The sequence below is a fragment of the Kosakonia oryzendophytica genome, assembly GCF_900094925.1.
GTDB classification, from domain to species: domain Bacteria; phylum Pseudomonadota; class Gammaproteobacteria; order Enterobacterales; family Enterobacteriaceae; genus Kosakonia; species Kosakonia oryzendophytica.
The window spans coordinates 256,012-279,931 of record NZ_FMAY01000004.1 but is presented as its reverse complement, the minus strand read 5'-3'; the positions used below and the strand labels follow the sequence as shown (position 1 = coordinate 279,931).

Sequence of the window (23,920 nt, the reverse complement as noted above, 5' to 3'; positions counted from 1 at the left end):
CACTGCGGCGGAGAAATAACGTCTACCATTAGAGAGAGTTACTTAACCGGGAGGCGAAGCGATGAACAAGGTTGCTCATTTTTACCGTGAACTGGTTGCAGCGTTAACCGAACGCTTACGCAACGGGGAGCGCGATATTGATGCATTAGTCGGACAGGCGCGTCAGCGCGTCTCGCAGACCGGTGAATTAACCCGTACGGAAGTTGACGAGTTGATGCGTGCCATTCGCCGCGATTTGGAAGAGTTTGCCCGCAGCTACAACGAAAGCCAGGATGAAGTGACCGACAGCGTATTTATGCGGGTGATCAAAGAGAGTCTTTGGCAGGAGCTGGCAGACATCACCGATAAAACGCAACTGGAGTGGCGCGAAGTATTCCATGATCTCAATCATCACGGCGTCTATCACAGCGGTGAAGTTGTCGGGCTGGGAAATCTGGTGTGTGAGAAATGCCATTTCCATTTGGCTGTTTATACGCCGGACGTGTTACCGCTCTGCCCGAAATGTGGTCATGACCAGTTTCAGCGCCGTCCTTTTGAGCCGTAGCCACAAAACGCCAGCCCCGGTATCGGGGCTGGCATAAACCGGCTTAATGCAGGATTTTCGCGAGGAAATCTTTCGCACGTTCGGATTTCGGGTTGGCGAAGAAAGCCTCTTTTTCAGAGTCCTCGACAATTTTGCCCTCATCCATAAAGATCACGCGATTCGCCACTTTGCGGGCAAAGCCCATTTCGTGGGTGACCACCATCATCGTCATGCCTTCGTTCGCCAGTTCCACCATGACGTCCAGCACCTCGTTGATCATTTCCGGATCGAGCGCGGACGTCGGTTCATCAAACAGCATCGCTACCGGATCCATGCACAGGGCGCGGGCAATCGCAACGCGCTGTTGCTGCCCGCCGGAAAGCTGCGCCGGAAATTTATTGGCATGAGCGGACAAGCCAACGCGATCCAGCAGCTTTAGCCCTTTTTCCCGCGCCGCGGCCTTATCACGCTTCAGCACTTTCACTTGCGCCAGCGTCAGGTTTTCGATAATCGACAGATGGGGGAACAGCTCAAAATGCTGGAACACCATGCCCACGTGCGAGCGCAGCTTCGCCAGATCGGTTTTCTTATCATTAACTTTGGTACCGTTAACGATAATGTCGCCTTTCTGTACTGGCTCCAGACCGTTCACGGTTTTAATCAGCGTGGATTTTCCGGAACCAGACGGGCCGCACACGACCACCACTTCACCTTTTTTCACTTCCGTGGAGCACTCAGTCAGCACCTGAAAGTGGCCATACCATTTCGAAACATTTTTCAGGGAAATCATTAAACGGTCCTTTTCTTCAGCCAGCTGACCAACAGCGAAGCACTGAGACTGATAATAAAATAGACAGCGCCGGCAAACAGGATCATTTCAACCTGCGTGCCGTCACGCTCGCCAATGGTAGATGCCGTACGGAAAAAGTCCGCGAGGCTCAGGACATAGACCAGAGAGGTGTCCTGGAATAAGACGATCCCCTGCGTGAGCAGCAACGGGACCATGGCGCGAAACGCCTGCGGCAGGATAATCAATTTCATCGACTGCCAGTGGGTCATCCCCAGCGCCAGTGCGGCACTGGATTGCCCGCGGGAAATGCTCTGGATCCCTGCGCGGATAATCTCTGAATAGTAAGCCGCCTCGAACATGGAGAATGCCACCATCGCGGAGATCAGCCGGATATCGGTTTTCGGCGACAGCCCAAGCACGTTTTGCAGAAAACCGGGCACAATCAGGTAGAACCACAACAGCACCATCACCAGCGGAATGGAGCGGAAGACGTTAACGTAGCCTTTCGCAAACCAGCGCAACGGCCCAAAGGTCGATAAACGCATCACCGCCAGCAGCGTTCCCCAGACGATACCGACCACGATCGCAATAACGGTGATTTTCAGCGTGACGATAAGACCAGCCAGCAAGTACGGGAAAGAAGGGGCGATAGAACTCCAGTCAAATTCGTACATGATTATTTGCCTCCCATATTGCCCGGCAGGCGAATTTTGCGTTCCACCAGGTTCATCACCACCATAATGAAGGCGTTAATCAACACGTACGCTATGGTAATTGCGGTAAAAGATTCCCACGCGTGTGCAGAGTAATCCAGCAGTTTCCCCGCTTGCGCCGCCATATCCACCAGACCGATAGTGGAGGCGATAGCGGAGTTTTTGACCAGGTTCATCATCTCGGAGGTCATTGGCGGCACGATCACGCGATACGCATTGGGTAACAGAACGTAACGGTAAGTCTGCGGCAGCGTTAGTCCCATTGCCAGACCGGCGTTCTTCTGCCCACGTGGCAGTGACTGGATGGCGGCGCGTACCTGCTCGCAAACGCGGGCGGCGGTAAACAGCCCCAGGCAGACCATTGAGGAGACGAAGAACTGAATGTTGGGATCCAGTTCCGACTTAAACCACATGCCGATGTCTTCCGGCAGCAGTTCCGGTACTACCAGATACCAGGTAAAGAACTGCACGATCAGCGGTACGTTACGGAACAGTTCGACATAGCAGGTGCCAATGCCGGACAGGAAACGGTTCGGTACGGTTCGCAGGATGCCAAACAGAGAGCCAACCAGAAAAGCGATGATCCAGGCCGTCACGGAAAGCGCGATGGTGACCTGAAAACCGCTCCATAGCCAGCCAAGATAGGTGGTGTTGCCGAACGGGGCTTGTTGCAGGAATATTCCCCAGTTCCAGTCTATGGACATAAATCTACTCCGGAAAAAAAAGGGTAGCAGCGCTACCCTCGAAGATTGTGTGAAGAGCGAATTTTCGTGCTGAAAGGGGAACGACCCTTCAGCGTATAGTCTGTCCGTGCTACTTCGACAATCGAGAGGGCAGGAAACCCCGCCCCTAATGGTTTTAATTAGTTCAGAGCTTTGTCATTCGGTTCTTTGAACAGCGCTTTCATATCGTCAGAGAGATCGAAGCTGAGGTTCATGTTTTTCGGCGGAATGGGGTTTTTAAACCATTTATCAAAGGATTTTTCCGCTGCACCTGAGGTCTGTAGCTGAGCGATGGTGTCATCCATCAGCTTTTTGAACTCAGGATCGTTTTTACGCAGCATACAGCCGTAGGCTTCTTTTGATTGCGGCGTGCCAACGATCTCCCAGTTGTCCGGTTTCTTCGCTTTGGCGCGCTCACCGGCCAGCAGGGCGTCATCCATCATAAAGGCGACAGCACGACCGCTTTCCAGCGTACGGAACGAGTCGCCGTGGTCTTTGGCGCTGATAATGCGCATATCCATTTTTTTCTCGTCATTCAGCTTGTTCAGCAGAATTTCGGAGGTGGTGCCGGATGTCACCACCACAGCTTTCCCTTTCAGGTCGGCGAAATCTTTGATCGGGCCGCCTTTTTTGGTCAGCAGACGGGTGCCGACGACGAAGATTGTGTCGGAGAACGCGGCTTGTTTCTGGCGCTCAACGTTGTTGGTAGTGGAGCCGCATTCAAAATCGAACGTGCCGTTTTGCAGCAGCGGAATACGGTTCTGAGACGTAATGGGGATCAGTTTCACTGCCAGGTCTGGCTTGTTGAGTTTCTTCTTCACCGCTTCAACGATAGCGTTGGAGTAGTCCTGAGAGTAACCCACCACCTTTTGTTCGTTGTCGTAATAGGAGAACGGTACGGAAGATTCACGGTGACCGACGACGATAACGCCGTTTTTGGCAATTTTGTCCAGCGTCGCTTGCTGTTGTTCCGCCGGGGCTGCTGCCTCCGCCGGTTTAGCATCTTCAGCGTGGACCAGACCGGCTGACAGTCCCATCACCAGCATCGCGGTGGCCAGTTTACGTAATTGCATTTCCAGACTCCTTTATCGTCAGTGCAAAAGCACAGGGATACCCGTTGTGTGTACGTTGTGTTGTTTTTATCTTCTGCGACATAGTCGTGCAGTGTCGTGTGTGTTTGTTACATTCAGTCTGGCTTAATGTAAAGATTTTGCTGTGATATTGTTTATTTTTGCGAGGTGCGCCGCACCGATAAGAGGCAAAAATCTTTCATTGCACCAGTCCGGTGCATCCAATGTTCGCTGCCAGTGCGACCCTCTGGCGCATAAGCAGTTTTCATAGTTGCCTGATATCTATAAGCAAACGGCATGCCAAACCGACAGGGCGTACCTGACAGGTTGGCATTGCGCTGATCTGTCAGACAGAAGGAGGGGGGATGTTTGTCGGCCCGGCAGTCAATACCGCCGGGCAGGAGAGGGGATTAACGACGGCGTTGACGCAGGCTCATCACCAGTGCGCCAAAGCCCAGCAGTGCAGAGATGATCCATACCGGCCAGTTACCCATACGAGCGTACGGCGTTAAACCACGGGTTGGCGTGACCTCAGTGGTGAGGACGTCACGAGTGAACTGTGGCAGCATTGCCTGGATATCACCCTGCGGCCCAATCACAGCGGTGATGCCGTTATTGGTGCTACGCAGCTGTGGGCGCGCCAGTTCCAGTGAACGCATCCGCGCCATCTGGAAATGTTGCCACGGCCCGATGGATTTACCAAACCAGGCATCATTAGAGATAGTCAGCAGGAAATCCGTATCTGGCCGGAAATTATCCCGTACTTGCTGACCAAGGATAATTTCATAGCAGATAGCTGCGGTCAGTTTAAAACCGTGCGCCTGCAACTGCGGTTGCACATAAGGGCCGCGGCTGAATGATGACATTGGCAGATCGAAGAAAGGCGCCAGCGGGCGCAGAATCGACTCCAGCGGTACAAATTCGCCGAACGGCACCAGATGGTTTTTGTTATAGCGATTGCTGGATTGGTAACTGTAGGGGCTGTCTTTACCCAGCGTAATCACGGTGTTGTAGGTGTCGTAGCGGTTCTTTTGGTTCAGCCGCGCATCGACGATCCCGGTGATCAGCGTGCTGTTCTTCGAACGCAGCAGGTCATCCATCATGCCGAGGAAGTGTTGCTGATTGATTTCCAGATCCGGAATGGCAGACTCCGGCCAGATGATCAGTTGCGATTTTCCCATCACCTGCTGTGTAGCATCGAGATAGATTTTCAGCGTGTTGACCAGTTGGTTCTCATCCCACTTCAGCGCCTGCGGAATATTACCCTGTACCAATGAGACTTGCGTGGCCCGTTCTGGCAGCAGTTGATACCACTGGATATAGCGCAGTGGGAAGGGAAGGACAAATAGCACCACTGCGGCAGCCAGTGGGCGCCAGTTACGCGTTATCACTGCCAGCATCAGTAAGCCACTGACCATCATAAGCAGGAAGCTAATGGCCTCCACCCCCATAATGGGCGCCAGGCCTTTCAGTGGCCCGTCAATCTGGCTATAGCCGAATTGCAGCCACGGGAAACCGGTCAGCACCCAGCCGCGCAGAAATTCGGTGATTTGCCATATGACCGGTGCGGCAACCGCCACACGTAGCCAGTGTGTGGCTGGCCACAGGCGCGACAGGATGCCAGCGAATAACCCGGTATACAGCGACATATACGCCGCCAGCAGCACAACGAGGAAGACGTTGACGGGACCGGGCATACCGCCGAATTGCGCGATGCTGACATAGACCCAGTGGATCCCGCTACCGAACAGGCCAAGCCCCCAGAAATAGCCAATCCAGGCGGATTGCACCGGCCGGCGATTGAGGGTTAAGCCCTGTAATCCCATTAGCGAAATGATTGCTGCGGGCCAGATGTCATAAGGAGAAAAAGCCAGCGTTCCGCTGGCTCCGAAAAGTAACGCCAGCAGCAAACGCACGCGCTGGCGCTCAAACAGTGAGGCAAATACCATTTACATTAATCATCCAGTTTCGGTTGCGGCGAATCGTCCGGCATTCTGACATGAACCTGAATAATACGTCGACTGTCGGCCATCGCGACCTTGAATTGGTAACCATCAATTTCAATGGCTTCGCCGCGTGCCGGTAGGTGACCAAACGCCTGCATCACCAGCCCACCAATGGTATCCACCTCTTCATCGCTGAAGTGGGTGCCGAAGGTTTCGTTGAAATCTTCAATTGGCGCCAGCGCGCGTACCGTCCATGTATGGCGGCTGAGCTGGCGGAAGTCGATATCCTCTTCTTCGTCGTACTCATCTTCGATTTCGCCGACGATCAGCTCCAGAATATCTTCAATTGTAACCAGGCCAGAGACACCACCGAATTCATCAATAACGATAGCCATATGGTAGCGCTGGGAACGGAACTCTTTCAGCATGCGATCCACTCGCTTGCTTTCCGGTACCACCACTGCCGGGCGTAACACTTTTTCCATGCTGAATGCTTCGGCATCGCTGCGCATAAACGGCAGCAGATCCTTAGCCATCAAAATCCCTTCGATATGATCTTTGTCTTCGCTGATCACCGGGAAACGTGAGTGGGCGGACTCAATGATGACATCGAGGCATTCGTCCAGCGTCTGGTTGCGTTTCAGGGTGATCATTTGGGAACGGGGGATCATGATGTCGCGAACGCGCTGGTCTGCGATGTCCATGACCCCTTCGAGCATATCGCGCGTATCTTCGTCGATAAGCTCGTTCTGTCCGGAGTCTCGGATCAGCGCCAGAAGTTCATCACGGTTTTTGGGTTCGCCGTGAAAAAGCTGGCTCAGTAAAAGGGAGAAGAATCCCTTCTTGCTGTTGGTGTTGTCGCTACTGTGTGGGTTATCGTCGCTCATGGCGTCGTATGGGTTCTCGTGTTGGTTAAATTATCGTTCGTTACGCGTAAACTCAGCGCCTGACGGTATTTTTTGGTACGCGGCCAGGCCGCGCACCGACTACGCTTTCTCGGAAATGTACGGATCCTCATAGCCCAGAGCAAGCATTATCTCTGTCTCGATCCCTTCCATTTCTTCGGCTTCATCATCTGCAATATGATCGTAACCCAGCAGGTGTAAACTCCCGTGTACCACCATGTGCGCCCAGTGGGCATCGAGTGGTTTGCCTTGTTCTTGCGCTTCCCGCTCAACCACCTGGCGGCAGATGATCAAATCGCCCAGCAGCGGCAATTCAATGCCCGGCGGTGCTTCAAACGGGAATGAGAGGACGTTGGTGGGTTTGTCTTTTCCGCGGTAGGTCAGGTTCAGCTCGTGGCTTTCGGCATTATCGACCACCCGGATGGTGACCTCCGCTTCTTCCTGAAACTGCGGGATCACCGCGTCCAGCCATTTCTGGAACTGCACTTCTTCCGGCAGGCCGCTGTTATCTTCACAGGCCAGTTGTAAATCGAGGATCACCTGACTCATTTTTGCTCCTGCTCCTGGGCTTCGCGTTTACGCTCAGCGGCCAGTTCTGCTTTACGTTTCTGTTCGGCTTCTTCCCAGGCTTCATACGCGATAACGATGCGCGCAACCACCGGATGGCGTACCACGTCTTCGCTGTGGAAGAAGTTAAAGCTGATTTCGTCAACGTTTGCCAGTACTTCAATGGCGTGACGTAAACCGGATTTGGTGTTACGAGGTAAGTCAATCTGCGTAATGTCGCCGGTGATCACTGCTTTGGAGTTAAAACCAATGCGCGTCAGGAACATCTTCATCTGTTCGATGGTGGTGTTCTGGCTCTCATCAAGGATGATAAACGCATCATTCAGCGTGCGGCCGCGCATATAGGCTAATGGCGCAACTTCAATCACATTACGCTCAATGAGCTTTTCAACGCGTTCAAAACCGAGCATTTCGAACAGTGCGTCATATAACGGGCGCAGGTACGGGTCTACCTTTTGGCTGAGATCGCCCGGCAGGAAACCGAGCTTTTCACCGGCTTCAACCGCCGGGCGGGTCAGCAGAATACGACGAACTTCCTGACGCTCCAGCGCATCCACGGCGGCGGCAACCGCAAGATAGGTTTTACCTGTACCGGCGGGACCCACACCGAAGGTAATGTCATGATCGAGAATATGGGCGATGTACTGCGCCTGGTTGGGCGTGCGCGGTTTTATGACGCCGCGTTTGGTCTTGATATTGATCGCCTTGCCATAGTCCGGCACGCTTTCAGCGCTCTGTTCCAGCACGCGCGCTTCTTTGATCGCCAGGTGGATCTGCTCTGGTTCGATGTCCTGAGTCTGCCCGCGCATCGGGGCGGTGTCGACATACAGGGTGCGCAGAATATCTGCAGCAGCGTTGACGCAAATTTCGCGTCCGGTGAGTTTGAAGTGGTTATCGCGGCGGTTGATTTCGATGCCCAGTCGCCGCTCCAGTTGTTTGATATTGTCATCAAACGGGCCGCACAGACTTAGCAGACGAGCGTTGTCCGCCGGCTCAAGGGTAATTTCACGCGTATCTATGTTCAAACTGTTCCTCTTTTCGATGTGTCGCCGTAGCGCCCATTAGGGAATTATTCACGGCAGAGAGAGAAGTCGCAAGCATAGCGGTTGATGTTGGGGTGGGTAAGGGGAAAAGCAAGGCCTGCCAGAATGGGCAGGCCTTTCGCATCAGGGCTGATACATGCCGACGCCGATATCATTCTCTTTGCGGGTACGAGCAATAACGGACTCCGGCGATTCGACAACGCGCAGGCCCATTTCCTCTTCGGTACGCACTACCACGCCACGCAGGGAGTTGGTGTAAACGTCGACAATTTCGACATCAACGAATTTACCGATCATCTCCGGTCTGCCTTCAAAATTCACCACGCGGTTGTTCTCCGTGCGACCGGAGAGCTCCATGATGTTTTTGCGCGAGGTGCCTTCAACCAGAATACGTTGCGTGGTGCCGAGCATGCGGCGGCTCCAGGCCATGGCTTGCTGGTTAATACGCTCTTGCAGAATGTACAGGCGCTGTTTTTTCTCCTCTTCCGGTACATCGTCCACCATATCGGCGGCGGGCGTTCCCGGGCGGGCGGAGAAGATAAAGCTGTAGCTCATGTCGAAATTCACATCGGCAATCAGCTTCATGGTTTTTTCGAAATCCTCGGTGCTTTCGCCAGGGAAGCCGACAATAAAGTCGGAACTGATCTGAATGTCCGGGCGGGCAGCGCGCAGTTTACGAATAATGGCTTTATATTCCAGCGCGGTGTGCGTACGGCTCATCAGGTTCAGAATGCGGTCAGACCCGCTTTGCACCGGCAGATGCAGGAAGCTCACCAGCTCCGGGGTATCACGGTAAACTTCGATGATGTCATCGGTGAACTCAATCGGATGGCTGGTGGTGAAACGAATGCGGTCGATACCGTCGATAGCCGCCACCAGACGCAGTAACTCAGCGAAAGTGCCGGTACTGCCATCAAAGTTTTCGCCACGCCAGGCGTTAACGTTCTGGCCCAGCAGGTTTACCTCACGCACACCCTGCGCCGCCAGTTGGGCGATTTCAAACAGGATATCGTCGGAAGGGCGGCTCACCTCTTCACCGCGGGTATAAGGCACCACGCAGTAAGTACAATATTTGTTGCAGCCTTCCATAATGGAAACAAACGCGGTTGGGCCTTCGGCGCGCGGTTCCGGCAGGCGGTCGAACTTCTCAATTTCCGGGAAGCTGATATCGACCACCGGGCTGCGGTTGCCGCGTACAGCGTTGATCATTTCTGGCAGACGATGCAGGGTTTGCGGCCCGAAAACAATGTCGACATAGTGTGCGCGCTGGCGAATATGGTCGCCTTCCTGTGAGGCCACGCAGCCGCCAACGCCGATGATCAGATCCGGCTTTTTCTCTTTCAGCAACTTCCAGCGGCCTAACTGATGAAACACCTTTTCCTGTGCTTTTTCGCGGATGGAGCAGGTATTAAGCAGCAGCACATCGGCTTCTTCCGCTTCTTCTGTCAACTGATACCCGTGCGTGGCATCCAGCAGATCGGCCATCTTCGATGAATCGTATTCGTTCATCTGACAGCCCCAGGTTTTTATGTGGAGTTTTTTTGTCATCGACTTGCTCTTGCTTAAGTTCGTATACCCTAAAATAACGGATATAAGCCAGGATTGCAGGGCGCGTATTGTAATGCTTTGGTTGCGTGCTGACCAGTCTGACGGATGTCAGTCTCAAGGCGTAAAAAATCCGGTAAACTTAATGGATTCTCGTTTAAGGATAGTTAGCGATGACAAATCAATCCACTGAGGTCGCGGTCGTCGGCGGCGGTATGGTCGGCGGAGCGCTGGCGCTGGGGCTGGCGCAACACGGGTTTGCAGTAACGGTGATTGAGCAGCAGGTGCCGCCGCTGTTTGATGCGACGGCGCAGCCGGATGTGCGGATCTCTGCGATCAGCGCGGCATCGGTGGCGTTGCTGCGCGGGTTGGGCGTGTGGGAGAGCATCCAGCGCATGCGCTGCCACCCGTACCGGCGACTGGAAACCTGGGAGTGGGAAAACGCGCACGTTGAATTCGATGCCCGTGAACTGAAACTGCCGCTACTGGGTTATATGGTTGAAAACGTTGTCCTGCAGCGCGCGCTGTGGGAGGCGCTGGAGGCGCATCCGCAAGTCACGTTGCGCACGCCCGCTGCATTAAGTGCCATGCATGTCCTGAACGAACAACATGAATTGACCTTTGAAGATGGCAGCACATTAACGGCTAAGCTGGTGGTCGGTGCCGACGGGGCGAATTCCCGCGTACGACTGGCTTCCGGCATCGGTATTCATGCCTGGCAATATCAGCAATCCTGCATGTTAATTACTGTTAAATGCGAGCAGGACGCTGGAGACAGTACCTGGCAACATTTCACCCCTGACGGCCCGCATGCGTTTTTACCGCTGTTTGACAACTGGGCATCGCTGGTGTGGTACGACACACCCGCGCGTATCCGCCAGTTGCAGGCGATGAGCATGACGCAACTGGAGCAAGAGATTGCCCGACACTTTCCGCCGCGCCTGGGGCATGTTACACCGGTAGCGGCCGCAGCGTTCCCGCTGGCGCGTCGCCATGCGTTGCAGTATGTGCGTCCCGGATTAGCGCTGGTTGGCGATGCTGCGCACACTATCCATCCGCTCGCCGGGCAAGGCGTGAATCTGGGGTATCGTGATGTGGATGCGCTACTGGATGTGCTGGCCAGCGCGCGTACACATGGTGAAGCCTGGGCCAGTCAGCCGATTCTTAAACGCTACCAGATGCGGCGTATGGCGGATAACTTCATTATGCAAAGCGGGATGGATCTTTTTTATGCCGGGTTCAGCAATTCGCTTGGCCCGGTGCGCTTGCTGCGCAATATCGGTCTAATGGCGGCGGATCGCGCCGGTGTGCTGAAACGGCAGGCGCTGAAGTACGCATTAGGGTTGTAAAGGGACGGTGGGCGCTGCGCCCGCCGTACTCACATGATTGCCAACAACGTATCCAGTGCGGTGCGCGCGCCTTTTTTGTCGATAAAAAAGGCCTGATATCCCTCCACCCCGTCAACCCGTTGTAGCGCCCATTCGCCAATGTGCACTTTGCGCATCAGCAGCACCGTGCGGTAAAGTGGCACCAGCAGAATAATCAGCGCCACGAAGGCCGCCGCCCCATAGTCAATGGAGAGCGGGTTTGCACTGACCTGTTGCACCAGCATCGCCACTGATGCAACTTGCAGAGCGAGTCTGGCGAACAGTGTCCGCCTAAAGAATTGCTGAAGCCGCTGTGGTGTAGAGAAGCAGGGATTTTTCAGCGATGAACGTGTTTCCTGCACCGGAATGCCCTGTACGTACACCGTCCAGTGAGTGGTCTCCTTCAACAGCAGGGCCTGGCCGCTTTCGCTCAGCGTATGCAGACGCATGGAGAGGACAACCGGGAAGATCAACCCCATACAAAGGCCATAGAAGATCGGCGCGGAGAGGCCCATAAAAGCAAGGCCGAAACCGGTGACCACAAAGAGCACATACAGCGGGGCATAAATTAACAGGGCAGTATTTTGATAGTTCATCATGCTGACTCAGAAGAGAGAGGTGGCTAAATTACCATACGTTTTATGCAGTAATTAACTACCAACATCCGGGGATGTGCAGAAAACAAAAAAGCCCGCCGAAGCGAGCTTTTTTGCATTGTGTGGCTGGGGTACGAGGATTCGAACCTCGGAATGGTGGAATCAGAATCCACTGCCTTACCGCTTGGCGATACCCCAAAAGTGCGTTCGCAAAAGCAAACGTCTTTTAAGATGGCTGGGGTACGAGGATTCGAACCTCGGGATGGTGGAATCAGAATCCACTGCCTTACCGCTTGGCGATACCCCAACAACACGCTTTAAGATTTAACGTTTCTGATAACGTCAGATCTTTAATATGGTGGCTACGACGGGAATCGAACCTGTGACCCCAGCATTATGAGTGCTGTGCTCTAACCAGCTGAGCTACGTAGCCAAATTTTACTGCTTACCCAGTCATCGACTGGCTGGGGTACCTGGATTCGAACCAGGGAATGCCGGTATCAAAAACCGGTGCCTTACCGCTTGGCGATACCCCAACGACTGACGCGAATGAACGCAGGAGTCGAAGAAGAGATGGCTGGGGTACCTGGATTCGAACCAGGGAATGCCGGTATCAAAAACCGGTGCCTTACCGCTTGGCGATACCCCATCCGTGCAACACCTGTCTGGGAATGGTGCGGGAGGCGAGACTTGAACTCGCACACCTTGCGGCGCCAGAACCTAAATCTGGTGCGTCTACCAATTTCGCCACTCCCGCAAAAAAGATGGTGGCTACGACGGGAATCGAACCTGTGACCCCAGCATTATGAGTGCTGTGCTCTAACCAGCTGAGCTACGTAGCCATCTTTTTTCGCGTTACCTTATCGGCGTTGCGGGGCGCATTATGCGTATTGGGCCTTACAGCGTCAATACCTTTTTCATCGAAAATTGCCGGAATGTGACTGTTTGGTTAGGTTGCGAACAGCATGACGCTTTATTCGGCAAAATTCGATTTTATGCGTTAAATCAGAGAGACAAAAAAATACAGGTCCCGCAGGACCTGTAAGAATAACCATGACTTATTAATATGCGGATTGATGAATACCGACAGCGCGACCTGATGGATCGTTCATGGTTTTAAACGCTTCGTCCCACTCAAATGCTTTCGCGGAAGAGCAGGCGACAGACGGGCCGCCAGGTACGCATTCTGCGGCGCTCGGTACCGGGAACAGCTCTTCAAAGATTTCACGGTACAGATAGGCTTCTTTCGATGCTGGTGTGTTGTACGGGAAACGGTAGCTGGCGGTGGCCAGTTGTTGATCCGTCACCTGCTGCGCCGCTACCTCTTTCAGCGTATCAATCCAGCTATAGCCTACGCCGTCGGAGAACTGCTCTTTCTGACGCCATGCCACGCTTGCCGGCAGGTAGGATTCAAAACATTCACGCAGGATATGTTTTTCCATTTTGCCGTTGCTGCCGCACATCTTATCTTCCGGGTTGATGCGCATGGCTACGTCGAGGAATTTCTTATCCAGGAACGGTACGCGCGCTTCCACGCCCCAGGCCGACATTGCTTTGTTCGCACGGGCGCAGTCAAACATATGCAACGCCTGCAGCTTACGCACGGTCTCTTCGTGCAATTCTTTGGCATCCGGCGCTTTATGGAAATAGAGGTAACCGCCAAACACTTCATCAGATCCTTCGCCTGAGAGCACCATCTTGATCCCCATTGCTTTGATCTTACGGGACATCAGGTACATCGGCGTGGAGGCGCGAATAGTAGTCACATCATAGGTTTCGATGTGATAGATCACGTCGCGAATTGCATCCAGACCTTCCTGCACGGTGAAGTGGATTTCATGGTGCACGGTACCAAGATGGTTTGCCACTTCTTGCGCGGCTTTCAGGTCCGGCGCACCTTTCAGTCCAACGGCAAAGGAGTGAAGTTGCGGCCACCAGGCTTCCGAACGCTCCTGATCTTCAACGCGGCGCGCGGCAAATTTCTTGGTAATGGCGGAAATCACCGAGGAGTCCAGACCACCTGAAAGCAGTACGCCGTAAGGCACGTCTGACATCAGGTGGCTTTTCACCGCGTCTTCCAGTGCCTGACGCAGTTCTGCTTTGTCTGTCACATTGTCTTTTACGGCGTCGTATTCAAACCAGTCACGCTGGTAGTAGGAACGGATTTCACCGTCTTTGCTCCACAGATAGCTACCTGCCGGGAACTCTTTAATGGTGCGGCAAACCGGCACCAGCGCTTTCATTTCGGATGCGACATAGAAGTTGCCGTGCTCATCATGGCCCATATACAGCGGGATAATACCAATATGGTCGCGGCCAATCAGGTAGGCGTCTTTTTCACTGTCATACAGCACGAAAGCGAACATTCCTTGCAGATCGTCGAGGAAGTCCGGGCCTTTTTCCTGATACAGCGCGAGGATCACTTCGCAATCAGAACCGGTCTGGAAGGCATAGCGGTCACCATATTCTGCGCGCAGCGCCTGGTGGTTATAGATTTCGCCGTTCACAGCCAGTGCATGTGTTTTTTTCTCGTTATACAGCGGTTGAGCACCGGCGTTAACGTCAACGATAGAGAGACGTTCATGGGCCAGGATGGCCTTATCGCTTGCGTAAACGCCGGACCAGTCAGGGCCGCGGTGGCGCATCAGGCGGGATAATTCCAGCGCTTTTTTACGTAACTCGGCCGCGTCGGTTTTAATATCCAGTACGCCAAAAATTGAACACATAGACTTCTCCGTTAACCTTTCAGGGCATGCAATGTTGTGTGTAGTTGCAGACGCTGCGTCATCGCATTGTCTTATCGCGTGCCTTCAAAAATGCCGCAAAGGGCAAAACGGCGCAAGCCTTTTACCGTCGATAAATCAAAAAGCGCAATGGCCATTGCTGAATGCTGAAAAAAGAGTATGTATTGCGCAGCATTATTGATGAATCATCAAAATAATGCAGTTTTTATTGAATGGTGATGTTTTAGGGCAGGGTAAAAATAAAAAACCACGCCCGAAGACGTGGTGATAATCAAATAACGTCGATTTCAGCGACGGAGGGGTAAATCCACGAAGGTCGGAACGGCATGCTGTCGACATCGTCGAGCCGCGATACGCCGGAGAGCACCAGGATTGTTTCCAGACCGGCCTGGAAGCCAGCCAGAATATCGGTACGCAGATTATCGCCAACAATGACGGTTTGCTCTGAGTGCGCTTGCATGGTGTTAAGGGCAGCGCGGATGATCCACGGGCTGGGTTTGCCAACATAAAAAGGCTGACGACCAGAAATTTTTTCAATCCCGGCACAGAGCGCACCGCAGGCCGGGTAGTAGCCGCGACCATGGGTGTCCGGGTTAGTCGCGATAAACCGCGCACCGTTTGCCACGAAGAAGGCAGCCTTATGCATCATCTCCCAGTTATAGGATCGGGTTTCACCGACGATCACAAAATCAGGGTTGATGTCGGTAATGGTAAAGCCTGCTTTATACAGTTCGTGGATCAGCGCGCCTTCTCCCACAACATAGGCTTTCTTCCCTTCCTGACGCTTAAGAAAATCGGCAGTCGCCATTGCTGAGGTGTAAAAGGCGCTGGCGGGCACATCAATGCCCGCTGAGGCGAAACGGTTGGCCAGATCCTGACCAGTCTGCGATGGGTAGTTGGTCAGCAGTACCAGCGGCATGCCTTTCTCAAGGATGCGGGTTACAAATTCGGCGGCGCCGGGTACGGCAACATTATCGTGCATCAGCACGCCGTCAATATCACAGATAACATTCTGAATGGTCATGGACTGTCCGGATGAAAAAATAAGTATTAACTATAAACGTTGTTAATTTTCCAGCAAACGTTGCAGCAACAAACCGTTCAGCATGGCGCGCTTCACCAGCGCAAATGCGCCAATAGCGGAGCGGTGATCCAGCGTTGAGCGCACCACCGGCAGATTTTTACGAAACGCTTTCAACACCTGGGTGTTGATGCAGCCTTCAATGGCAGGCAGCAGCACCTTCTCTGCTTCGACGATTTCCCCGGCGATGACCACTTTTTGCGGGTTGAAGAGGTTGATGGCGATGGCAATGGTTTTACCAAGATGGCGACCGACGTGCTCGATCACTTCGCAGGCCAGCGCATCGCCTTTGTTGGCGGCTTTACAGATAGCTTTGATGGTGCAGTCATCCAGCGTCAGGCGACTCTGGTAGCCCTGTTCCAGCAGATGACGAACCCGTTGTTCAATGGCGGCATTGGCGGCAATGGTTTCCAGACAACCGAAGTTACCGCAGTGGCAGCGCTCACCGAGCGGTTCAACCTGAATATGTCCAATTTCGCCAACGTTGCCGTTACGGCCGATAAAAATGCGCCCGTTGGAGATGATCCCCGCGCCCGTACCGCGATGCACGCGCACCAGAATGGAGTCTTCGCAATCCTGGCTTGCCCCAAAGTAGTGCTCAGCCAGCGCCAGACTCCGGATGTCGTGGCCAACAAAACAGGTAAGCTTAAACCGCTTTTCCAGGGCTTCAACTAACCCCCAATTCTCTACCTGAATATGCGGCATATAACGAATCACGCCGCTTTCCGGATCCACCAGCCCTGGCAGGATCACGGAAATGGCAATCAACTCGCGGATTTTACGCTGGCAGCTTTCGATAAACAGACCGATGGTGTTGAGTAGCGCATGTTCCAGTGTTTCCTGGGTACGCTCCGGTAAGGGATAGTGCTCTTCCGCCAGCACTTTGGCGCTCAGATCGTAGAGCGTCAGGGTGGTGTCGTAGCGGCCAAGCCGTACGCCAATCGCCTGAAAATTGCGGGTTTCGGTGACAATAGAGATGGCGCGGCGGCCTCCGGTAGAGGCCTGCTGATCGACTTCTTTGATTAGCCCGCGTTCAATCAGTTGGCGCGTGATTTTCGTCACGCTGGCAGGTGCAAGCTGGCTCTGTTCGGCAATTTGTATGCGCGAAATGGGTCCATGCTGATCAATCAGGCGGTACACCGCCGCGCTGTTAAGCTGTTTAACGAGGTCAACGTTACCGATTTGAGCTTGTCCGCCTGATGTCATACCGTTTATTTACTCAGTGACGACCTCGTTACCATTAACGATGGTCTTGATGATTTTATAATCGTGCGTGAATGCCGTCAGGTTCGCCACTTTACCGGCGGCGATGCTGCCAAGCGTTGCGGCAACACCGATTGCGCGAGCAGGGTAGAGGGTTGCCATGCGCAGCGCTTCATCCAGCGCGATGCCAACATGTTCCACCAGATTCCGCACCCCTTCGATCATCGTCAGGGCGGAGCCGCTCAGCGTTCCGTTTTCATCCACACACAGTCCATTACGGTAGTATATTGTTTTACCAGCAAAAATGAACTGGTCAATATGTGCACCCGCAGGTGCTGTTGCGTCCGTCACCAGGCAAAGTTTGTCGCCTTTCAGACGCTTAGCGTTACGAATATTAACGTAATCGACATGCAGGCCATCTGCAATAACGCCGCAATAAACATCTGCGTCATCAAGTACCGCGCCAGCCAGTCCCGGTTCGCGACCGGTAATGTACGGCATCGCGTTATAAAGGTGAGTGGCAAACGAGATCCCGGCACGGAAACCGGCTTTGGCTTCTTTCAGCGTAGCGTTCGAATGCCCGGCAGAGACAACAATGCCGGCGTTAGCCAACTGGCGAATGACCGCTTCGCCAGCAACTTCCGGTGCCAGCGTGACCTTGGTTATCACATCGGCGTTCTGACACAGAAAATCCACCAACGCCGCATCCGGCTTACGTACGTAGTCAGGGTTGTGGGTGCCTTTTTTGATGATGTTCAGCCATGGTCCTTCCAGATGAAGACCCAGCGCCTGGTTCGGGTGTTTTTCCAGGTAGTCGCGCATAACCTGCACGCCCTGTTTCATTAATGCATCACTGCTGGTGATAAGCGTTGGCAGGTAACTGGTACAGCCGGACTTTTCATTGGCCTTTTGCATAATTTCCAGCGTTTTCACGGTCACTGCGTCAGCGGTATCGTTGAACTGTACGCCGCCGCAGCCGTTGAGCTGGACATCGATAAAACCGGGGGCAAGCATGGCGCCATTCAACGAGCGTTGTTCGATTCCGGCTGGCAAGTCGGCCAGCGGGCAAAGACGATCAATCAGCCCATTGGCGACCACCAGTGCGTGATCATCCAGGATTTCATGGCCGGTGTAGATCCGGCAATGGGTTAAAGCATACATAACGACCCCCGGTAACAAATGTGCGCCGCTCCGCAGGGTTTCCCTTACGGAGCGGAAACTGAATTACAAACCTTTGATGTTTTCCGCTTCTAACTCGTTGAAGTATTTCAGCGTCTTAACCTTCAGTTCCATGGTAGACGGTTCGTCGCAGACGATCACCGCTTTCGGATGCAGTTGCAGACAACTGATAGTCCACATATGGTTAACGTTGCCTTCAACAGCCGCTTGCAGCGCTTGCGCTTTCACTCCGCCCAGCACCAGAATCATCACTTCTTCTGCATCAAGCAGGGTGCCCACACCGACAGTCAGCGCATATTTCGGCACCTGGTTAACATCACCATCGAAGAAACGTGAGTTCGCCACGCGAGTGTCATGGGTCAGGGTTTTAATGCGCGTACGCGATGCCAGTGAAGAGGCTGGTTCGTTAAAGGCGATATGGCCATCGTTGCCCACGCCGCCCATGAACAGATGAATTTTGCCGTAAGCGCGAATCTTTTCTTCGTAACGGCGGCATTCTGCGTCAATATCCGGCGCGTTGCCATCGAGAAGGTTAATGTTTTCCGCCGGAATATCAACGTGATCAAAGAAATTGCGATGCATAAAGCTGTAGTAACTTTCCGGATGATCTTTCGGCAGGCCGACATATTCGTCCATGTTGAAGGTGACAACGTGCTGGAAACTAACCTGGCCCGCTTTGTGCATTTCAACTAACGCTTTGTATGCGGTGAGAGGGGTGCCGCCGGTCGGTAGACCAAGAATAAACGGACGGTCCGCGGTAGGTTTGAATGCGTTAATGCGGTTAACGATATGGCGGGCCGCCCATTTGCCGACGTGTTCTGCTGTCGCCAGTGGAATCAGTCTCATTATTCACCTCTGAAAGTTAAATGAAAAACAGTGACGGAGTGCATGCGAGCTCAGCGTTAAGCCTAACCTGGTTTCGTGACAGAGAAGGGAGCAATCCGTCTTGATATTTTGAATCTTAAAATAAGTTTTGATTGTTTGCCAGCGAAAAGGAGGGTTATTGACGATACTTAGTGACTTTTATCACAAAAAGTACGTATTTAATTTGCGAGGCGAATTAATTTTTCACACACTCTGCAGTGTAGTGAGAAAATAGCCGTGATTTCAGGTTAGTTACACAATAAAAAACGACTGTTTCAGTGAGCTCTCGTCGGGTTCATAGGGGGAATAAAAGTGAGTATTCTAGGTTATCTGCAAAAGATTGGTCGCGCACTGATGGTGCCCGTGGCCACGCTGCCTGCAGCAGCGATTTTGATGGGGGTCGGTTACTGGATTGACCCGGTTGGTTGGGGCGGTTCAAACGCGCTGGCGGCGTTCTTTATTCAGTCCGGCTCTGCCATTATCGACAACATGGGTGTGCTGTTTGCGGTCGGTGTCGCTTACGGTATGTCTAAAGATAAAGATGGCGCTGCGGCGCTGGCAGGGTTTGTTGGCTTCCTCGTGTTGACCACGCTCTGTTCACCTGCTGCGGTCGCCATGATTCAGAAAATCCCGGCGGATCAGGTGCCAGCCGCGTTCGGCAAAATCAAAAACCAGTTTGTGGGTATCCTGGTCGGTATTATTGCTGCTGAACTCTATAACCGCTTCAGCAGTGTGGAGCTGCCAAAAGCGCTTTCTTTCTTCAGCGGTCGCCGTCTGGTACCGATCCTCACTTCGTTTGTGATGATCGTGGTGGCATTCATCATGATGTTCATCTGGCCGGTTGTGTTTAGCGGTCTGGTGGGCTTTGGTGAACATATCCAGAAACTCGGCTCCATTGGCGCTGGCGTTTATGCCTTCTTCAACCGTTTGTTGATCCCGGTGGGTCTGCATCACGCGCTGAACTCTGTGTTCTGGTTCGACGTAGCGGGCATTAATGATATTCCTAACTTCCTTGGTGGCGCACAATCCATCGAAGCAGGTAAAGCCGTCGTTGGCGTGACCGGGCGTTATCAGGCGGGCTTCTTCCCGATCATGATGTTCGGTCTGCCTGGCGCTGCGCTGGCGATTTACCACTGCGCACGTCCGGAAAATAAGGCCAAAGTGCTGGGTATCATGATGGCGGGCGCATTTGCCGCCTTCTTCACCGGTATTACTGAGCCGCTGGAATTCTCCTTTATGTTCGTCGCGCCGGTACTGTATGTGATCCATGCGGTGTTAACCGGTATCTCCGTATTTATCGCGGCGAGTATGCAGTGGATTGCAGGTTTCGGTTTCAGCGCCGGTCTGGTAGATATGGTGTTGTCGTCGCGTAACCCGCTGGCGACCCACTGGTGGATGCTGATCCCACAAGGTCTGGTGTTCTTTGTTATCTACTATGCGATCTTCCGTTTCACCATTACCAAATTCAACCTGTTGACGCCGGGCCGTGAACTGGCGGTTGCGGGTGATGAAGCAGACGGTAAGGATGTGAATGTCAGCGCGAATACCGAGCAGGATGTGAGCGGTCTGGCGCGTCAGTACATTGCCGCAATCGGTGGTTCCGCTAACCTGACCGGCATTGATGCCTGTATTACGCGTCTGCGTTTAACGGTGAAAGACTCTTCGCTGGTGAATGAATCCATGGCGAAACGCCTGGGTGCATCAGGTGTGATCCGTCTGAATAAAACCGGCGTACAGATTATCGTTGGCTTTGTGGCAGAAAAAATCGCTGACGCAATGCGTTCCGCTGGCGACGTTCCGGCTGCTGGCCAGGCTGCACCGAATGCGGCTCCGGCGGCTACGGTAAAGCCTCAGGCGGTACCGAACGCGACAACAATCGCTGAGTTGGTATCGCCGGTAACAGGTGAGCTGTTCTCGCTGGATCAGGTGCCGGATGAAGCCTTTGCCAGCAAAGCGGTGGGCGATGGCGTGGCGGTGAAACCGACGGAAAGCGTGGTGGTTTCGCCGGCGGCAGGCACCATTGTAAAAATCTTCAACACGAACCATGCGTTCTGCCTGGAAACGGAAAAAGGCGCGGAGATCGTTGTTCATATGGGCATTGATACCGTCGCGCTGGGTGGCCAGGGCTTTACCCGCCTGGTGGAAGAGGGCGCTGAAGTGGCGGCAGGTCAGCCGATCCTTGAAATGGATCTGGCATACCTCAACGCCAATGCGCGTTCGATGATTAGCCCGGTTGTGGTCAGCAATATTGATGACTTCTCTGGTCTGGTCGTTAAAGCGCAGGGTCACGTTGTGGCGGGTCAGACGCCTCTGTATGACATTAAAGGCAAGTAGTTGCTCCTGAGTCAGCATTGATGCCTTAAGCGGCGGGGGAATATAAACCCCGCCGCTTTTTTTTACCTGAATACCAATCAGTGCCATACTCGTGCCTCGCTTTCATGGAGGTGTGCGATGAAACGGATGCTGTTTTCTCTCTGTTTGCTGTTGATGCTGAGCGGTTGTTTGCCGCGCTATGCAATGATTCGCCCTGGTTACGATATTGACGTGCGTAATCGCGAGGGTGAGTCGCTCCCAAATGCCACTTTGTGGGTGCGCACCGGACGCTCACCGCCGGGGTATTTCCCGCCGCCGGAATCATTCCAGGCGGACGCGCAGGGGCATATTCATGTCGAAAAAAAATCTCAGTGGGAGAAGAGTATTTTCTTTCTCCATGGCACCCATTTTTATCGCTGGCACTGGTGTATCGAAGCGCCGGGTTATATGCCACGTAGCGGCGATGGTGAGGAGATCCGCAGCCCGCTGATCCTTACGCCGACTGCGCAAACGGAGCGCTGTCGGTATGCGGAGGATTACGCAGACGCTATTTCCAGCGGGCATCGCTGATTTGTATAAGTAAAGGTTGTTTCCTGCGCCCTCTTATTAGATCATGCACCGTTATATGTTGTTTACGCTTTGAGGAACCCGTGATGAGTGAGGCTGAAGCCCGCCCGACTAACTTTATTCGCCAGATCATTGATGAAGATCTGGCCAGTGGTAAACACACCACCGTCCATACCCGTTTTCCGCCTGAGCCGAATGGTTACCTGCATATTGGCCACGCAAAATCCATTTGCCTGAACTTCGGTATTGCCCAGGATTATCAGGGCCAGTGCAACCTGCGTTTCGATGACACTAACCCGGTAAAAGAAGACATCGAGTACGTTGAGTCAATCAAAAACGATGTGCAATGGTTGGGCTTCCACTGGTCCGGCAATATCTGCTACTCCTCTGATTACTTCGATCAATTGCACCAGTATGCGATTGAACTGATCAACAAAGGCCTGGCATATGTTGATGAACTCTCTGCCGATGAGATCCGCGAATACCGCGGTACGCTGACGCAACCGGGTAAAAACAGCCCGTACCGTGATCGCACTGTGGAAGAAAACCTCGCACTGTTCGAAAAAATGCGCAGCGGCGGCTTCGAAGAAGGTAAAGCCTGCCTGCGCGCGAAAATCGATATGGCCTCGCCGTTTATTGTGATGCGCGATCCGGTACTGTATCGCATCAAATTTGCCGAACACCATCAGACCGGCAACAAGTGGTGCATCTACCCGATGTACGACTTTACCCACTGCATCAGCGATGCGCTGGAAGGCATCACCCATTCGCTGTGTACGCTGGAATTCCAGGATAACCGCCGTCTGTATGACTGGGTTCTGGACAACATCACCATCCCGGTTCACCCGCGTCAGTATGAGTTCTCGCGTCTGAATCTGGAGTACACCGTCATGTCCAAGCGTAAGCTGAACCTGCTGGTGACCGACAAGCACGTGGAAGGCTGGGATGATCCGCGTATGCCGACGATTTCCGGTTTACGCCGCCGCGGTTATACCGCTGCTTCCGTGCGTGAGTTCTGTAAACGCATCGGCGTAACCAAGCAAGACAACACCATTGAGATGGCGTCTCTGGAATCCTGCATTCGTGAAGATCTGAATGAAAACGCCCCGCGCGCGATGGCGGTGATCGATCCGGTGAAACTGGTTATCGAAAACTACCCGCAGGGCGGCAGCGAAATCGTCTCCATGCCGAATCATCCGAACAAGCCGGAAATGGGCACCCGCGAAGTGCCGTTCAGCGGAGAGATTTGGATCGATCGTGCAGATTTCCGCGAAGAAGCCAATAAGCAGTACAAGCGTCTGGTGCTGGGCAAAGAAGTTCGTCTGCGTAACGCGTATGTGATCAAAGCAGAGCGTGTGGAGAAAGACGCCGAAGGCAATATCACCACAATTTTCTGTTCATATGACGCAGAAACCCTGAGCAAAGATCCGGCAGACGGCCGCAAAGTGAAAGGAGTGATCCACTGGGTCAGCGCTCCGCACGCGATGCCGGTGGAAATTCGTCTGTACGACCGCTTGTTCAGCATTCCGAACCCGGGCGCTGCGGAAGATTTCCTGGCGACCATCAACCCGGAATCGCTGATCATTAAACAGGGGTATGCCGAGCCTTCGCTGAAAGAGGCGGAAGCAGGCAAAGCCTACCAGTTTGAGCGTGAGGGCTATTTCTGCCTCGATAGCCGCCATGCAAGCGCTACCAAAGCGGTGTTTAACCGTACCGTTGGTCTGCGCGACACTTGGGCTAAAATCGGCGACTGATCCGGTCAACCCTGAACAATCCCTCCAAACGCCGCGTCCAGCGGCGTTTTTTTTTGCTTATCGATTAGCTGGTTACCACTCATTAACATTCGCGTCGCGAATTAATGTATCGTCTTATTGACCTTCCATTTATCAGAAAAAAGATAACAGCACACCATTTTGCTGCTGTAAACGTTATCATTTTCAATCTAACTGCTGAAAATATAAGTAATTTTTATTCATTCTTAAAAATTAAGCACGCTGTTACAAAATGCGTCTGATTATGTGCACTTCGTCATAATCTTGCGTTTTGCTCACTTAAAGACATTGATAATTCGCGTCGCGAAAAATACTCTTGTGACGGTAGTTACTTCGGGGGTATTTATAACTACCTGTAATTATTGGTGTTTCATTTTCTCGCCATCGCGGCGATTTTCTATTCGTCAATA

Annotated in this window: 20 protein-coding genes and 7 tRNA genes; 5 read left to right on the top strand and 22 right to left on the bottom strand. The window is 53.2% G+C overall.

Translation table 11 applies throughout. From position 1 onward, the window contains the following. Window positions 1–61: 61 nt before the first annotated feature. Window positions 62–544 carry a zinc ribbon-containing protein gene (locus tag GA0061071_RS09495; RefSeq protein WP_088237095.1) on the top strand — a complete coding sequence of 161 codons (483 nt, stop codon included), beginning with the start codon at window positions 62–64 and terminating at the stop codon, window positions 542–544. A 43-nt stretch (window positions 545–587) separates the two neighbouring features. Here the strand turns inward: GA0061071_RS09495 and GA0061071_RS09490 are convergent, their stop codons facing one another. From GA0061071_RS09490 to miaB, 9 genes are all read right to left on the bottom strand, one after another. Beyond that, window positions 588–1,313, bottom strand: coding sequence for an amino acid ABC transporter ATP-binding protein (locus GA0061071_RS09490; protein ID WP_061494448.1), 726 nt, complete (start codon window positions 1,311–1,313; stop codon window positions 588–590). Further along, window positions 1,313–1,987: a glutamate/aspartate ABC transporter permease GltK gene (gene gltK / locus GA0061071_RS09485; RefSeq protein WP_061494449.1), complete on the bottom strand. Its 675-nt coding sequence runs from the start codon at window positions 1,985–1,987 to the stop codon at window positions 1,313–1,315. The genes GA0061071_RS09490 and gltK overlap by 1 nt, the downstream gene beginning before the upstream one ends. Window positions 1,988–1,989: 2 nt before the next feature. Beyond that, window positions 1,990–2,730, bottom strand: coding sequence for an amino acid ABC transporter permease (locus GA0061071_RS09480; RefSeq protein ID WP_061494450.1), 741 nt, complete (start codon window positions 2,728–2,730; stop codon window positions 1,990–1,992). Window positions 2,731–2,888: 158 nt separating this feature from the next. Next, window positions 2,889–3,821 carry an amino acid ABC transporter substrate-binding protein gene (locus GA0061071_RS09475; RefSeq protein ID WP_061494451.1) on the bottom strand — a complete coding sequence of 311 codons (933 nt, stop codon included), beginning with the start codon at window positions 3,819–3,821 and terminating at the stop codon, window positions 2,889–2,891. Window positions 3,822–4,228: 407 nt separating this feature from the next. Further along, window positions 4,229–5,767: an apolipoprotein N-acyltransferase gene (gene lnt / locus GA0061071_RS09470; RefSeq protein ID WP_088237096.1), complete on the bottom strand. Its 1,539-nt coding sequence runs from the start codon at window positions 5,765–5,767 to the stop codon at window positions 4,229–4,231. 5 nt (window positions 5,768–5,772) lie between these two features. Then, a complete protein-coding gene (gene corC, locus GA0061071_RS09465; protein WP_061494453.1) occupies window positions 5,773–6,651 on the bottom strand; it encodes a CNNM family magnesium/cobalt transport protein CorC in 879 nt (292 codons plus the stop codon). A 99-nt stretch (window positions 6,652–6,750) separates the two neighbouring features. Next, window positions 6,751–7,218, bottom strand: a complete 468-nt coding sequence (gene ybeY, locus GA0061071_RS09460) for an rRNA maturation RNase YbeY (RefSeq protein ID WP_088237097.1) — start codon at window positions 7,216–7,218, stop codon at window positions 6,751–6,753. After that, window positions 7,215–8,261, bottom strand: a complete 1,047-nt coding sequence (locus tag GA0061071_RS09455) for a PhoH family protein (RefSeq protein ID WP_061494455.1) — start codon at window positions 8,259–8,261, stop codon at window positions 7,215–7,217. The genes ybeY and GA0061071_RS09455 overlap by 4 nt, the downstream gene beginning before the upstream one ends. Window positions 8,262–8,402: 141 nt before the next feature. Next, window positions 8,403–9,827, bottom strand: coding sequence for a tRNA (N6-isopentenyl adenosine(37)-C2)-methylthiotransferase MiaB (gene miaB, locus GA0061071_RS09450; RefSeq protein WP_061494456.1), 1,425 nt, complete (start codon window positions 9,825–9,827; stop codon window positions 8,403–8,405). 170 nt (window positions 9,828–9,997) lie between these two features. Here miaB and ubiF point away from each other — a divergent pair, with 170 nt between their 5' ends. Then, window positions 9,998–11,173 carry a 3-demethoxyubiquinol 3-hydroxylase gene (gene ubiF / locus GA0061071_RS09445; protein WP_088237099.1) on the top strand — a complete coding sequence of 392 codons (1,176 nt, stop codon included), beginning with the start codon at window positions 9,998–10,000 and terminating at the stop codon, window positions 11,171–11,173. 29 nt (window positions 11,174–11,202) lie between these two features. On the opposite strand, the gene GA0061071_RS09440 is transcribed toward ubiF, so the two are convergent. The 13 genes from GA0061071_RS09440 to nagB form a co-directional block, all read right to left on the bottom strand. Then, window positions 11,203–11,790, bottom strand: coding sequence for a hypothetical protein (locus GA0061071_RS09440; RefSeq protein WP_088237100.1), 588 nt, complete (start codon window positions 11,788–11,790; stop codon window positions 11,203–11,205). Window positions 11,791–11,910: 120 nt separating this feature from the next. Then, window positions 11,911–11,985, bottom strand: a tRNA-Gln gene (locus GA0061071_RS09435). A 34-nt stretch (window positions 11,986–12,019) separates the two neighbouring features. Beyond that, window positions 12,020–12,094: transfer RNA gene (locus GA0061071_RS09430), tRNA-Gln, on the bottom strand. A gap of 49 nt (window positions 12,095–12,143) precedes the next feature. After that, a tRNA-Met gene (locus GA0061071_RS09425) sits at window positions 12,144–12,220 on the bottom strand. Between the two features lie 28 nt (window positions 12,221–12,248). After that, window positions 12,249–12,323 (bottom strand) — tRNA-Gln (locus tag GA0061071_RS09420). 38 nt (window positions 12,324–12,361) lie between these two features. Continuing rightward, window positions 12,362–12,436 (bottom strand) — tRNA-Gln (locus GA0061071_RS09415). A gap of 23 nt (window positions 12,437–12,459) precedes the next feature. Continuing rightward, a tRNA-Leu gene (locus GA0061071_RS09410) sits at window positions 12,460–12,544 on the bottom strand. A gap of 8 nt (window positions 12,545–12,552) precedes the next feature. Then, a tRNA-Met gene (locus GA0061071_RS09405) sits at window positions 12,553–12,629 on the bottom strand. 219 nt (window positions 12,630–12,848) lie between these two features. Further along, the gene (asnB, locus tag GA0061071_RS09400) at window positions 12,849–14,513 is read right to left on the bottom strand and encodes an asparagine synthase B (protein WP_061494459.1); all 1,665 of its coding nucleotides are present in this window, start codon (window positions 14,511–14,513) and stop codon (window positions 12,849–12,851) included. A gap of 289 nt (window positions 14,514–14,802) precedes the next feature. Further along, window positions 14,803–15,555, bottom strand: coding sequence for an HAD-IIA family hydrolase (locus tag GA0061071_RS09395; RefSeq protein WP_061494460.1), 753 nt, complete (start codon window positions 15,553–15,555; stop codon window positions 14,803–14,805). Between the two features lie 42 nt (window positions 15,556–15,597). Then, window positions 15,598–16,818, bottom strand: a complete 1,221-nt coding sequence (gene nagC, locus GA0061071_RS09390) for a DNA-binding transcriptional regulator NagC (RefSeq protein WP_061494461.1) — start codon at window positions 16,816–16,818, stop codon at window positions 15,598–15,600. Between the two features lie 9 nt (window positions 16,819–16,827). Continuing rightward, window positions 16,828–17,976, bottom strand: coding sequence for an N-acetylglucosamine-6-phosphate deacetylase (nagA, locus tag GA0061071_RS09385; protein WP_088237101.1), 1,149 nt, complete (start codon window positions 17,974–17,976; stop codon window positions 16,828–16,830). A 63-nt stretch (window positions 17,977–18,039) separates the two neighbouring features. Further along, window positions 18,040–18,840 (bottom strand): glucosamine-6-phosphate deaminase, encoded by an 801-nt coding sequence (gene nagB / locus GA0061071_RS09380; RefSeq protein WP_061494463.1) that lies wholly within the window; start codon window positions 18,838–18,840, stop codon window positions 18,040–18,042. 330 nt (window positions 18,841–19,170) lie between these two features. Here nagB and nagE point away from each other — a divergent pair, with 330 nt between their 5' ends. The 3 genes from nagE (at window position 19,171) to glnS (ending at window position 23,492) form a co-directional block, all read left to right on the top strand. Beyond that, a complete protein-coding gene (nagE, locus tag GA0061071_RS09375) occupies window positions 19,171–21,192 on the top strand; it encodes an N-acetylglucosamine-specific PTS transporter subunit IIBC (protein WP_071889945.1) in 2,022 nt (673 codons plus the stop codon). A gap of 117 nt (window positions 21,193–21,309) precedes the next feature. Beyond that, window positions 21,310–21,741, top strand: a complete 432-nt coding sequence (locus tag GA0061071_RS09370) for a hypothetical protein (RefSeq protein ID WP_088237102.1) — start codon at window positions 21,310–21,312, stop codon at window positions 21,739–21,741. An 83-nt stretch (window positions 21,742–21,824) separates the two neighbouring features. Further along, window positions 21,825–23,492 (top strand): glutamine--tRNA ligase, encoded by a 1,668-nt coding sequence (gene glnS, locus GA0061071_RS09365; protein ID WP_061494465.1) that lies wholly within the window; start codon window positions 21,825–21,827, stop codon window positions 23,490–23,492. The last annotated feature ends 428 nt before the right edge of the window (window positions 23,493–23,920 follow it).

Excerpts from the sequence above, each read along its gene's own strand:
- nagA (WP_088237101.1), bottom strand. The coding sequence starts at position 17,976 with ATGTATGCTTTAACCCATTGCCGGATCTACACCGGCCATGAAATCCTG.
- GA0061071_RS09480 (WP_061494450.1), bottom strand. The coding sequence starts at position 2,730 with ATGTCCATAGACTGGAACTGGGGAATATTCCTGCAACAAGCCCCGTTC.
- lnt (WP_088237096.1), bottom strand. The coding sequence starts at position 5,767 with ATGGTATTTGCCTCACTGTTTGAGCGCCAGCGCGTGCGTTTGCTGCTG.
- GA0061071_RS09440 (WP_088237100.1), bottom strand. The coding sequence starts at position 11,790 with ATGATGAACTATCAAAATACTGCCCTGTTAATTTATGCCCCGCTGTAT.
- GA0061071_RS09370 (WP_088237102.1), top strand. The coding sequence starts at position 21,310 with ATGAAACGGATGCTGTTTTCTCTCTGTTTGCTGTTGATGCTGAGCGGT.
- GA0061071_RS09395 (WP_061494460.1), bottom strand. The coding sequence starts at position 15,555 with ATGACCATTCAGAATGTTATCTGTGATATTGACGGCGTGCTGATGCAC.
- gltK (WP_061494449.1), bottom strand. The coding sequence starts at position 1,987 with ATGTACGAATTTGACTGGAGTTCTATCGCCCCTTCTTTCCCGTACTTG.
- ybeY (WP_088237097.1), bottom strand. The coding sequence starts at position 7,218 with ATGAGTCAGGTGATCCTCGATTTACAACTGGCCTGTGAAGATAACAGC.
- nagC (WP_061494461.1), bottom strand. The coding sequence starts at position 16,818 with ATGACATCAGGCGGACAAGCTCAAATCGGTAACGTTGACCTCGTTAAA.
- GA0061071_RS09475 (WP_061494451.1), bottom strand. The coding sequence starts at position 3,821 with ATGCAATTACGTAAACTGGCCACCGCGATGCTGGTGATGGGACTGTCA.
- nagB (WP_061494463.1), bottom strand. The coding sequence starts at position 18,840 with ATGAGACTGATTCCACTGGCGACAGCAGAACACGTCGGCAAATGGGCG.
- GA0061071_RS09495 (WP_088237095.1), top strand. The coding sequence starts at position 62 with ATGAACAAGGTTGCTCATTTTTACCGTGAACTGGTTGCAGCGTTAACC.
- GA0061071_RS09490 (WP_061494448.1), bottom strand. The coding sequence starts at position 1,313 with ATGATTTCCCTGAAAAATGTTTCGAAATGGTATGGCCACTTTCAGGTG.
- miaB (WP_061494456.1), bottom strand. The coding sequence starts at position 9,827 with ATGACAAAAAAACTCCACATAAAAACCTGGGGCTGTCAGATGAACGAA.
- corC (WP_061494453.1), bottom strand. The coding sequence starts at position 6,651 with ATGAGCGACGATAACCCACACAGTAGCGACAACACCAACAGCAAGAAG.
- asnB (WP_061494459.1), bottom strand. The coding sequence starts at position 14,513 with ATGTGTTCAATTTTTGGCGTACTGGATATTAAAACCGACGCGGCCGAG.
- glnS (WP_061494465.1), top strand. The coding sequence starts at position 21,825 with ATGAGTGAGGCTGAAGCCCGCCCGACTAACTTTATTCGCCAGATCATT.
- ubiF (WP_088237099.1), top strand. The coding sequence starts at position 9,998 with ATGACAAATCAATCCACTGAGGTCGCGGTCGTCGGCGGCGGTATGGTC.